10 protein-coding genes are annotated in these 11,967 nt (G+C 65.9%); 2 read left to right on the top strand and 8 right to left on the bottom strand.

Annotation, left to right across the window (positions count from 1 at the left end):
* Positions 1–7: 7 nt before the first annotated feature.
* The 8 genes from RT662_RS01435 to RT662_RS01400 form a co-directional block, all read right to left on the bottom strand.
* A complete protein-coding gene (locus RT662_RS01435; RefSeq protein WP_313668529.1) occupies positions 8–1,084 on the bottom strand; it encodes a peptidyl-alpha-hydroxyglycine alpha-amidating lyase family protein in 1,077 nt (358 codons plus the stop codon).
* 20 nt (positions 1,085–1,104) lie between these two features.
* Complete coding sequence (locus RT662_RS01430) at positions 1,105–1,539, bottom strand: c-type cytochrome (RefSeq protein WP_303778960.1); 435 nt, start codon at positions 1,537–1,539, stop codon at positions 1,105–1,107.
* Between the two features lie 12 nt (positions 1,540–1,551).
* Complete coding sequence (locus tag RT662_RS01425) at positions 1,552–3,621, bottom strand: PQQ-binding-like beta-propeller repeat protein (RefSeq protein ID WP_313668525.1); 2,070 nt, start codon at positions 3,619–3,621, stop codon at positions 1,552–1,554.
* Positions 3,622–3,644: 23 nt separating this feature from the next.
* On the bottom strand, positions 3,645–4,652 hold the full coding sequence (locus RT662_RS01420) for a dihydrodipicolinate synthase family protein (protein WP_313668524.1): 1,008 nt from the start codon (positions 4,650–4,652) through the stop codon (positions 3,645–3,647).
* 116 nt (positions 4,653–4,768) lie between these two features.
* Positions 4,769–5,725: a hypothetical protein gene (locus tag RT662_RS01415; RefSeq protein ID WP_313668522.1), complete on the bottom strand. Its 957-nt coding sequence runs from the start codon at positions 5,723–5,725 to the stop codon at positions 4,769–4,771.
* Entirely contained in the window at positions 5,706–7,358 is a 1,653-nt protein-coding gene (locus RT662_RS01410; RefSeq protein WP_313668520.1) for an NAD+ synthase, read from the bottom strand. Before RT662_RS01410 ends, RT662_RS01415 begins: the two co-directional genes overlap by 20 nt.
* A gap of 28 nt (positions 7,359–7,386) precedes the next feature.
* Positions 7,387–8,502, bottom strand: a complete 1,116-nt coding sequence (locus tag RT662_RS01405; RefSeq protein WP_313668519.1) for an L-lactate dehydrogenase — start codon at positions 8,500–8,502, stop codon at positions 7,387–7,389.
* On the bottom strand, positions 8,499–10,088 hold the full coding sequence (locus RT662_RS01400) for an amidohydrolase family protein (RefSeq protein ID WP_313668518.1): 1,590 nt from the start codon (positions 10,086–10,088) through the stop codon (positions 8,499–8,501). Before RT662_RS01400 ends, RT662_RS01405 begins: the two co-directional genes overlap by 4 nt.
* Before the next feature lie 61 nt (positions 10,089–10,149).
* Here RT662_RS01400 and plsY point away from each other — a divergent pair, with 61 nt between their 5' ends.
* Both plsY and dprA read left to right on the top strand, forming a co-directional pair.
* Entirely contained in the window at positions 10,150–10,734 is a 585-nt protein-coding gene (gene plsY, locus RT662_RS01395) for a glycerol-3-phosphate 1-O-acyltransferase PlsY (protein ID WP_313668516.1), read from the top strand.
* Complete coding sequence (gene dprA, locus RT662_RS01390; protein ID WP_313668515.1) at positions 10,731–11,828, top strand: DNA-processing protein DprA; 1,098 nt, start codon at positions 10,731–10,733, stop codon at positions 11,826–11,828. The genes plsY and dprA overlap by 4 nt, the downstream gene beginning before the upstream one ends.
* The last annotated feature ends 139 nt before the right edge of the window (positions 11,829–11,967 follow it).

Raw genomic sequence — 11,967 nt, 5'->3', positions numbered from 1 at the left:
TCGCGGATCATTTCACCCGGATATGCCGCGCAACGGTGCGTTCCTTCACCTGCGCACCATAGATCACGCCGGCCTTGTCCACCCACAGGCCTTCGGCGCCGCTGGTGGCGCCGCCATCGGGGTTGGGATCGGGATCAGGGATGAAGGCGGTCACCTTGCCATCCTTCACCGATCCGATGCGGATGCCGCGCTGCCAGCCAGGGTTGTAGCCATAACCGACGGGGCGACGGCTTTCCGAATCGCCGCTGTACATGATGTCGTTGGCGTCGATGAACAGGCCGGAGGGGCGGCCGAACTGGGTCCAGCTGTTCAGTAACTTGCCCTTCTGCGTGTAGACCTGCACACGGTTGTTCCAGCGGTCGCCCACGTAAAGCAGACCCTTACTATCCATGGCCAGCGCGTGCGGCACTTCCAGATCGCCCTGGCCCTTGCCGGGTTGGCCCCATTGCATGAGGAACTTGCCGGTCTTGTCGTATTTCAGGATGCGTGCAACGCCGCGATCGGCCTCGTGGCCATCGGCAACGAAGATGTCGCCGTTCTTCGCCACGATCACGGCGTTGGGCTCGGTGAACAGGTCAGTGCTCTTGCCCTGCATGCCGGGCTTGCCGAGCGTCAGCAGCAACTTGCCTTCGGGCGAGAATTTCAGGACGGTTGCGCCCTTGCCGGGGATGGCGCGGGCATCGGTGAGCCAAACATTGTCAGCTGCGTCGATGAAGAACCCATGCGGGAACACCGTCAGGCCGCCGCCAAAGGCCTTTATGAAATTGCCCTGGGCATCGAACTCCATGATCGGATCGATGGTGCTGTTGCCGCAATTGTTGGCTCCGCAGCGTTCGGCCACCCAGATATGGCCCTTGCTGTCCACACTCACCGCGCTGGTGGAGCCCATCACGCGCCCTGCGGGCAGCTTCAGGAAGCCCAGTTCGCTGCGATAGGGGTTGGGCTGCTTGTTGGTTTCGGCGGTCAGCGGTGCCGGCTTGGGCAGCGTCTCCACCGTCCACACCGGGCGGGGGGGGGACGTCGCCTGTTGCGCACTGACGGCGCTGCCGACCAGCAGCAGTGCCAGCATCATCATCCGCTTCATGGCCTTGTCCCCCAAGTGGTTCAGCGGCCGCTATTGGCCGGTTTTTCTGCCGTGATGCCGATGGTCGCCAGCACTTCCGAACGCTTGTCGAGCGGCTGGGCGCCGGCCGGGAAGCCGTTGTTCTTCAACAGGAAGGCCAGCACATCGGCATATTCTTCGCGCGTCATCGATTGCGGATCATTCTGCGGCATGGTGGTGCGCACGCGGTCATACAGATCGCCCACTGTCATCGTGTCCCAGTGGGAAACGAACTCACCGCCGATCAGCGGCGGTGCTTCGCCGGTGCCATTCAGAGCCGCGCCGTGGCAGGCGCCGCAGCGCTGGGCATAGACGCCCCCACCACGGTCGGCCTGTTCCGGCGTGTAGATGCCCTGCCACACCGATTTGCCGGCATCCTGGGCCACAGCGGCACCAGCAAGGCCGAACGCAATCAAAAGGGGCAGGGCAATCTTCACGTCACTGGTTCCTTATCGCTTGCTGGGCAGTGCATAGGCGAGGAATTCGCCGGATGCGTTACCGCCGCTGGTCGGCACGATGATATACTGCTTGCCGTTCACCATATAGGTCATCGGCGAGCCGGATTGGGTGGAGGGCATGAACACAGCGCCCACTTCCTTGCCGGTCTGCTTGTCGTAGGCGCGCAGCATGGCGCCGCGCGGCCGGTCTTCGGTGCGGGTGAACTGGTTTTCACCGGCGACCACCAAGCCCTTCGTCACCAAGGTGCCGATCTGGTATGTGGACTGGCCAGTGCGCGGGATGCCGCCCATCGCCTTGATTACCGGGTGATTGCGCACGAAATCCGGCGTTTCACCATGAGCGACCTGCCACTTGATCGTGCCATTGTTCACATCGATGGCGCTGATCGTGCCATAGGGCGGCTTCACCACCGGCAGGCCATCAACGGCCAGGCGCGGCGGGCCGGCGTTGCCGCTGCCGGGTGCAGCGGCCGGGGCTGGGCTGTCGGCACCGGCGCCTTCGCCCGGGCCCTTGATCATCACCACCGGTTGGCCGGCAACGCCCACCACCAGCGGAATGTCCGAAAGGCCGGCCGGCGGCGGCAGCAGTCCGGTCGAGGAAATGCAGGCGCCGCAGGCATAGACATAGGCGATGCCGCTTTCCGGATCGAACGAACCGCCCGGCCAGTTGGTGCCGCCTTGTGCCCAGTTGTTGATCACCCCGAACTTCTCCGGCGTGGAGACGATCGGCGGGGTGTAAACCGGGCCGAGCACATATTTGCTGGTCAACTCCAGCGCCTTTTTCTTCATGTCAGGCGTGAAATCGATCAGGTCCTTCTCCTCGACGCCGTTGCGGGCATAGACCGGCGGCTTCGACGGGATCGGCTGGGTTGGGCTGTACCATTCGCCGGGCACATTGCCCTTGGCCACCTTGGTTTCCTTGATCGGCCACACCGGCTGGCCGGTGGCGCGATCGAAGACGTAGAAGAAACCCTGTTTCGACGGCAGGCCAACAACCTTGCGCGGCTTGCCATCCACGGTCACGTCCATCAGCAGCGGGGCGCTGCTGTTGTCGAGATCCCAGATCTCGTGGTGGATCAGCTGGAAGTGCCAGCGGCGCTCCCCGGTCTTCAGGTCAACGGCGACCAAGCTGTTGCCGAACAGGTTGGGTCCGGGGCGCTTGCCGCCGAAAAAGTCCGATGTCGGTGATTCGACCGCGAGATAGGCGAGGCCGAGATCCTCATCGACGGAAACCTGCGTCCACACGCCAGTGTTGCCGTTCACGTCGGCCGAATTGTTCAGCCAGGTCTCATAGCCGAACTCGCCCTTTTTCGGCACGGTGTGAAAGGTCCACATGCGCTTGCCGGTGCGCACGTCGAAGGCGCGCACATAGCCCTTGGTGTTGTTGTGGGTCTTGGGCGTGAAGCCTTCGCGGAAGGCGGCGCCGATGATGATGGTGTTGCCCGAAACCGCCGGCGCGGAGTGGACGCCGACTTCGCCGGTATCGAGATCGCCGAGATCCTGATCATAATCGGTCTTCAGATCGACAACGCCGTTGGTGCCGAATTCCGGATCGGGGCGGCCGGTATCGGCGTCGAGCGACACGAGGCGATAGCCGATGGTGACATAGAGGATGCGGCGCCTGGTGCCGTCCGTCCAATAGGACAGGCCGCGGCCTGAGAGGGCGCGCGGGGACTCGGCCGAGCGCTTGCCTTCGTGCACGGCATATTGCCAGAGCAGCTCCCCGGTGGCGCCGTTCAGCGCGACGACGGCGCGGCGGGTGCCGCCGGTGGTGTAGATCACGCCATCAACGGCGAGCGGGGTCGATTCCAGCTTGTATTCCGGGCGGCTGCCCAGAATGTCGGTCTTGAAGCGCCAGGCGATTTCCAGGTCCTTGAAATTGTCCGGGTTGATCTGATCGAGCGGCGAATAGCGGCTGCCCTTCAGATCGGCATTGTAGGTGGTCCAGTTGGCGACTCCATTGGTGGTGCGCGCGGCGGCAACGCCTTCCTTGCCCGGCGTCTGAGCGCCAGCGGCGGTGGTGAGCAGCAGCGCTGCGGCGATTGGCAGAATTATCTTCATGGTTTTGCCCCTTGTTTCTTCGTTCACGCCGGCATCGCCATGACTTTGTCGAGACCCGCCTTCAGGCTGGCCTTCTGCGCGTCGGTCAGCTGCGGATAGGGCGTGCGCGCATACATCATCGGGCCGCCCATGCGCAGCGACAGCACATATTTCATCGCTGCATAGGTGTTGGCGCCCATGTGGTGATCGCGCATCATCGCGCCGGCCGCGCGCAGATGGTTCAGCTTGGCCTTCCAGTCGCCCTTGGCGCGGTAGGTCTTGAAGATGTCGGCGCTCTTGTCGCTGAACATGTTGCCGTCGGCCAGGATGGCGCCCATGCCGGCTTCCACGGCCGGGATCAGGTTGTTCGACGTGCCGCAGCGCATGTTGAGTTCCGGGAAGCCCTTGAGGAACTCGGCAAAGCCTTCGGCGTTGCCCGATGAATCCTTGATGCCCGCGAGGTGCGGATATTTCATCATGGCCTTCAGCAGCTCGATGGTGATCGCCACCTCCGACGTGCCGGGGATGTGGTAGAGGTTGATCGGGATCGACACCGCTTCGAACAGCTGGGTGTAGTAGTGAATCAGGCCTTCGGTGGGCGGCTGGTTGAAGTAGAAGGGCGGGATCACCAGCAGGCCATCGGCGCCCACGCTCTGCGCGTGTTTGGCCAGATCGATGGTCTCCACGATGTTGGGCGTACCGGGGCCCACCATGATGTTCATGTTGCCCTTGTGCTTCATGGCGGTTTCGGTGACGAGCTTGCGTTCCGCCACCGAGAAGCTGGGGAATTCACCCGAGGTGCCGAGCACGACGACACCATCGGCGCCGCATTTCTGGTGCCATTCCATCACTGCCTTCATGGCGCCGGGATCGAACTGGCCGCGGGCATCGCAGGGGGTGACGGTGGCCACCCAGTAGGCCACCTTCTCCTTGGAGCCGAGGCGGCGCGCGCCGCCCATCTGCGCGGCGGCCGGTGCAGCAGCGCCCAAAGCGCCCCCGGCTGCCACCACGCCTGCGGCCAACGCCAGCGATTCCCGACGGGTGATATCCATGATGTTCCTCCCCAAAGCGGCCATGCCGGCCTGTCATTGATGTCCCATCATCGCGCCAAGGTCGCGATGCGGCAAGATATTTGCGCGGTTTTGCCGCCCTGATCATTGAAGGGGGGTCAGCAGGTCAGCTCAAACCGGCCGCGTTGCGGATCGCTGGCGTCACGCTGCCATGCGATGCTGGCGCAGCGGCCAAGCACATCGCGGCCCAGTTTGAGGATCGGCCAGCCGCGCTGGCGGCCGCGCTTGCCGGTGACCAGCGCCGCCTCGTCGTTTTCGGCATCGGGTGGCAATTGGGTTTTGCCGGCCCAATCGAACAGCCGCACGTCCACCGTGGTCACGGTTGCGCCGGCAATCGCCAATGGCCGCTCAAGCACGAGACTGCGCACCGGGCGGGCGACGCCAAAGCCGATCAGTACCCGACGCGGCGGGCCAAACAGCTTGCCATTGCCCACGTCGGCCAGGCGGCTGGCGGCAGCGACGCTGGCCACGCTGACGGGTCGCAGAGGGTGGAGTTCCACCTCGATCGCTATGCCCTTGGGCAGCGGCCAATCGAACTTCGTGCTGCTGCTGCGCGCTCCGGGCTCCGCGGCCACCGTCACCACCCGGTCAGATGGCTGGCGCGGCCGGAAGTTGAGGCGCACCCCATCCTGGGGCAGCAGCGCCAGGCCGATCACGCCATCGCTGCCGGCCACGGCTTCGGCCGGTGCGGCGGCCTGGGCCAGCACGCGCACGCTGGCGCTGCGCCCGGCGATGTTCACTTGTTCCTCGCTGTAGGGCACGGCAACGCTCACCTGTCCCACCGCGACGCGGAAGCGGCCGCGGTCCACCGTTTCACCATCGGCGCGGGTGTCGGCGGCCAGGTTCAGCCGCGCAACGGCTGCGGGGCCAAGCATGATGAGGGGGTCGCCACCGAAATCGACTGTCAGCCGCACCGGTTGGCCAGCGATTTGCGCCTCGATCACCGGCGCGGCGCCGGGCAGCACCAACGGCGGCAGCGGCGGCGGAGCCGGCTTCCTGGCGGCCAGCGCCGGGGCCGCCAGCGCAAGCAGCAGGCTAAGCCGTGCGAAACGCATTGCTGATCGGATAGCGCCGGTCCCGGCCAAAATTGCGGCGGCCGATCTTCACGCCGGGCGGGGCCTGCCGCCGTTTGTATTCGGCGATGTAGAGCAGCCGTTCGATGCGGGCGACGGTGGCGGCATCCAGCCCTTCGGCGATCAGATCGCTGGCCGAACGCTCCTGCTCCACCAGGCCATAGAGGATGCGATCGAGCAGATCATAGGGCGGCAGGCTGTCCTGATCCGTCTGGTTCTCGCGCAGTTCGGCCGTGGGCGGCTTGGTGATGACATTGGTCGGCATCACCGGGCCGGCAGGACCTATTCCAAGCCGCGGTTTATTGGCATTGCGCCATTCACACACACGGAACACGGTCGTCTTGTACAGATCCTTCAGCACCGAATAGCCGCCGGCCATGTCGCCATAGATGGTGGCATAGCCAACGCTCATCTCGCTCTTGTTGCCGGTGGTGAGCAGCATCGGGCCGAACTTGTTCGAAAGGCCCATCAGCGTGAGTCCGCGGATGCGGGACTGGATATTCTCTTCCGTGGTATCGCGGGCCCGGGCCTCGAACACAGGCGCCAGCATGGTGTCAAACGCCGTCATCGCCGGTTCAATGCGAACCGTGTCGAGCCGGCAGCCCAACAGCCGGGCGCATTCGGCGGCATCATCCAGACTGTCCTGGCTGGTGAACGGGCTGGGCAGCATCACGCACCACACGCGGTCGGCGCCGAGCGCATCGACAGCGACGGCGGCCGAAAGGGCTGAATCGATCCCGCCCGAAAGGCCAAGCACGACGCCGGGGAAGCGGTTGCGGTTCACATAATCGCGCAGGCCCACCAGCATGGCGTGATAGACATCGGCGGGACCATCATCCTGCTGGCTGAGCTCGCCGGTCGCGCAGGTCCAGCCGGTCTCGCCGCGCGTCCACTCGGTCAGTCGGATCGTCTCGTCCCAATCGGGCAGTTGATGGGCCAGCGTGCGGGTGGCGTTGAGCACGAACGACGCGCCGTCGAACACCAGCTCATCCTGCCCGCCGACGCGGTTGAGATAGACCAAAGGCAACCCGGTTTCGACCACACGGGTGACGGCGAGGTTCAACCGGCGATCATCCTTGCCGACCTCGAACGGGCTGCCGTTGGGCACGATCAGCAGCTCCGCGCCGGTTTCGGCCAGGCACTCGCAAACGTCCGGCGTCCACATGTCTTCGCACACCGGCACGCCAATGCGCACACCACGCAGGTTCAAGGGCCCAGGCAAGGGCCCGGCGCTGAACAGGCGCTTTTCGTCGAACGTGCCGTAATTGGGCAGATCATGCTTGCGGGTGATGCCAGCGATGCGGCCGCCGTCCAGCAATAGCATGGCGTTGTAGAGCGCGCCGTCCTCCAACCAAGGCGCGCCGACCAGCAGTGCCGGGCCGCCGTCCGCCGTGGCCTCTGCCAACCGTTCCACCTGCACCTTCGCCGCTTCGACCAGCGCCGGTTTCAGCACCAGATCTTCCGGCGGATAGCCGACGATGGACAGTTCGGGGGTGACCAGCAGATCGGCCGCCGGCACCAAGGCGCGCGCGGCCAATATGGCATCGGCATTGCCGGCCAGATCGCCCACGCTGGCGTTCAACTGGGCGAGGGCGATGATGAGCCGATCAGTCATGCGCGCCGCGATACAGCGGATTTGCGCATCAGGCCAGCCGGGTGCGACCCGTAAGCGCCATCGCGGTTTCCAGCTCGGCCCGCAGCAGCTGCAGCACATGCGCCACGCCGGCCTGCCCGCCTGCACTTAGCCCCCACACCCAGGGCCGGCCGATCATCACGGCGCTTGCACCCAGCGACACAAAGCGCAGCACATCAAGGCCGGATCGCACGCCGCCATCGGCCAGCACGGGGATGCAGCCGCCCAGCCGATCCATGATCGCCGGCAGCGCCCGCGCCGCCGAGATCGCGCCATCCAGCTGCCGCCCGCCATGATTGGAAACCACGATGGCATCGGCGCCGTGCTGCGCTGCCAGCGCCGCATCATCCGGGTGGAGAATACCCTTCACGATCAGCGGCCCCGGCCACAGCGAACGCACCCACGCCAGCCGATCCCAATCGGCGCTGGCATCGAAATTGCGCGCGATCCAGCCGAGATAGTCACTGAGTGGTGCCTTCGCCCCCACCAGCCCGGTGAGATTGCCCATCGCAACCGGCCCGCCCAGCAGCCCGACATCCACCGCCCAGCCGGGCCGTGCCGCCACCTGCGCCGCCCGGTGCAGCCAGCCGGCGAGACCCGGCGCACCGGTCAGGCTGGAGCGCACATCGCGATAACGCGCGCCTGGCGTCGGCAGATCGACGGTGAGCACCAGCGCCGGGCAGCCCTGTTCGCGCGCCGTTGCGATCATCGCCTCGTTGGCCGCCTTGTCTTTGGTCAGATACAGCTGGAACCACGGCGCTGCGCCGCCGCCCTGCGTGACTTCTTCGAGGCTGCATACCGAAACGGTGGACAGCGCCATCGGGATGCCCGCCGCCTGCGCCGCGCGCCACGCCTGCACCTCCCCGCGCCGCGCATGCAGCCCGCCCAGTCCCACCGGTGCCAGCACCACCGGCATGGTGAGCGCCTGCCCCAGCAGCTTCACCCGTGTTTCGATCTGCGACACATCCACGAGCACGCGCTGATCGAGGCGGATGGCTGCCAGATCGCCGACGTTCGCCGTCAGTGTCTGCTCCGCGTAGCTGCCGCCATCAGTGTAGTCGAACAGGAAGCGCGGCACCCGCCGCCGGGACGCCGCCCGGTAATCGGCGATGCTGGCCAACTTCACTGCTTGGCCTTCGCCGCCGTCACTTGGTCCTCCACGCTTTTCAGCAGCGCCGGCACGTCGTGCACGATGCCGTCGCGGATGGTCCAGCGGATCCCGCCCTTCACCACGGTCTTTTGGGTCGCCTCATCCAGCCGGGCAAAGCCCGTGCCATAGAGCGTCTTCAGATTGTGCAGCGGGTTTTCCGGCACCACGATCAGATCGGCGCGCATGCCGATGCGGATCAGGCCGAAATCCGGCTCGCGGCCCTTGGGCTCTTCTAGCGTGCGCGCGCCGTTGATGGTGGCGGCCTGGATCACTTCCAGCGGCGCAAAGCCGGCCTCGCGCAGCAGTTCCAGTTCCAGGACATAGCCAAAGCCCCAGGTCTGCCAGATGAAGCCCGGGTCGCTGCCCGTCGTCACCCGGCCACCCATATTCTTGTAATCATTCACCAATTGCATGTAGCGCGTGTAGAAACGCCGCCATTCATATTCGCGCTCGCTGGTCCAATCGAAGAAATAGCTGCCGTGGTTGTCGCGGTTCGACTCGAAGAACCCGGTCAGGCTCGGCAGCGTATAACGATCGTGCCAATCCGCCCGCTTGGCGCGCATCAGATCGCGGCTGGCGCTATAGATGTTGAAGGTGGGATCGAACACCACCCCACTGGCCTTCTGCGCTTTCAGATAGTCCACCCACTCCGGCCCGCCGGGTTCGTGAATCTGATTCCAGATCTCGGCGATGCCGCCAAAACGCTTCTGCTCGTCGTTGAAATTATAATCGGCCGGCGTGTCCTGCACGCGCCGGCCGTCCAGAAGGCTTTCAAAATGCCCGTAAAAATGGGTGATGGTGCCCAGGCCGGCAGCAGCGGCATCGCGGGCGTTGAACTCGGCGATGTTGGGCTGCGACAGGTGGGCGACCGTGCCCAGGCCCAGTTTCTTCGCCTCGGCAATGGCGGCGCGGTCGATCTCCGGAGTCTCGTCACCCCGGTTGAAGAACTTGATGCCATCGATGCCGGCGCTCGCCGCCCAACGCACCCATTCGCGCGCCTTTTCGGGGGTCGTCACCCGCCCGCCCTTCCACCCGGCGTTCGCACCACTCCCAAGTGTTTGATAAACATAGAGGCGCGGTGCGATGATCTCGCCCGCCGCCGCGCGCTTGCGCTCGTCAAAGGCGCGCGGAACGTCGCCGCCAAAGAAGGACACGCCGCGCACCGTCGTCACCCCATGCGCCAGCCACAGCCGCCAAGCGTAGCTGGGGTCGTCCATCTTGTCGGGGTCGCCGTTGTGGCCGTGCATGTCCACAAAGCCGGGCAGGATGTACATCCCGGTCGCATCGATTTCGCGGGTGGGGTTTTGCGGCGCGCGGCCCGTCTTCATCGGCAGGCCCGGCGTGCCGGCGGCACGAATATCCGTGATTTTTCCGCCATTTATGACGATATCAGCCGGTCCGTACGGAGGCCCGCCGTTGCCGGTGATGATGGTCGCGCCGCGGATCACCAGCGTTTCATACGGCCCCGCGGCCATCGCGGTGTCGCGCGTCGGCGTGGGCTTCATCTGGGCATTGGCGGTGCTGGCCAGCAACCCCAGCGCGATGGCGATCAACGTTTTCATGCACTTCCCCCTCTTGGCCTCCAGCATAGACGCAGCCCGGCCCGCCCGCTAGGCTGCTGCTATGGACTGGATACCTCTCGCCATTGGCTATTTCCTCGGCTCGATCCCGTTCGGGCTTTTGCTCACCCGGATGATCGGCATCGATATCCGGCAGGTGGGCAGCGGCAACATCGGCACCACCAATGTTTTGCGCACCGGAAACAAGGGCTTGGCAGCGGCCACTTTGCTGCTGGACGCTGGCAAAGGGGTGGCGGCGGTGGCCATCGGGCGGTGGCTGGGTGGCGAAATGGGGGGAATCGTGGCCGGCACAGCGGCTTTCGTGGGCCACTGTTTTCCGATCTGGCTGAAGTTCCGCGGCGGCAAGGGCGTCGCCACGATTTTGGGGGTGACTCTCGCCGCCGCCCCCCTCGCCGGCGTGATCGCATTGGCCACCTGGGCCTGCGGCGCCCTGGCCACGCGCTACTCAAGTGTGGGCGGCATGCTCGCCGCCATCGCCTGCCCGATCGCCGTCTGGTTCCTCACCGGCAATCTCGGCTGGGCCACGCACCTAGCCATGCTGGCGGCGCTGCTGATCTTCCAGCACCGGGATAATCTCTCGCGCCTCGCCGCCGGCACCGAATCGAAAATCGGGCAAAAGGCCAGATGAGCCTGCCATCGGACGCCGTTTCCCGGCTGCGCCTGATCCGCACCGATTCGATTGGCCCGGTCACCTATCGTCAGCTCATCGCCCGCTTCGGCGATGCCGAAACCGCACTGAAGGCGCTGCCCGACCTCGCCCGGCGCGGCAATCGCAGCCTCACCCTGCACCCCGAATCCGAGGCACTGGCCGAACTTGAAACCGCAACCACATTGGGCGCGCATCTGCTCTTCCTCGGCACCCCGGATTATCCCGCGCTGCTGGCCGGCACCGAAACCGCCCCGCCCGTGCTCTATGCGCGCGGAGACCTCGCCTTGCTCGATCGCCCGGCCGTGGCCATCGTCGGCGCCCGCAACGCCAGCGCGGCGGGCACGCGTTTTGCCCGCCAACTGGCGCTCGATCTGGCAGAGGCGGATTATGTCGTCGTGTCCGGCTTGGCGCGCGGCATCGATGCGGCGGCGCACGCGGCGGCGCTGGAGCGCGGCACCATCGCCGTGGTCGCCGGCGGGGTGGATGTCGCCTATCCGCCCGATCACGCCGATCTGATGGCGCGGATAGCAGAGCAAGGCCTGGTGATCGCCGAACAGCCGCCGGGCATCGAGCCGCAGGCCCGCCATTTCCCGCGCCGCAACCGCATCATCGCGGGGTTGAGCGCCGGCACCATCGTGGTGGAAGGTGCGCCCAAATCGGGCAGCCTGATCACGGCGCGCATCGCGGCCGATCTGGGGCGGGAAGTGATGGCCGTGCCCGGCTCCCCACTCGATCCGCGCGCGCAGGGCTGCAACCTGCTCATCCGCGAAGGTGCCACGCTGATCCAGACGGCGGCGGACGTGCTGGAGGCGCTCTCCACCCTTTCCGGCCAGCCCGCGCTCCCCCTCACCGTCGCCGAGCCGCTCCCCCTGCCCGACTTCGGCCCCGCCCTCACGCCCGATCCGGCCGCCCGCGCGGCGCTGCTCGCCCTGCTCTCCCCCACGGCCGTGCCCATCGACGATCTTATCCGCCTCACCAGGCTGCCCCCCGCGCAAGTGGCGAGCGTACTGCTGGACCTGGAACTGGAAGGCGCGCTGGTGCGTCATGCCGGGGCGCGGGTGGCGTTGGGGTGAGGGGAATTCGTTTGACGGATTTGCTCTCCCATGCACGAACCCGCTGCGCGGGAGAGGGCTATTGGCCGGTGTTGGGTGACGATGATTTGAGTTGGTGATGGCGGCAAGGCCGTCTGACCATGGAGCCTCCTTCAACGAG

The organism is Sandarakinorhabdus sp. (assembly GCF_032115815.1).
Lineage (GTDB): Bacteria > Pseudomonadota > Alphaproteobacteria > Sphingomonadales > Sphingomonadaceae > Sandarakinorhabdus.
Note: the sequence above shows the minus strand (reverse complement) of the source record. Positions and strands in the feature narration are given on the sequence as shown.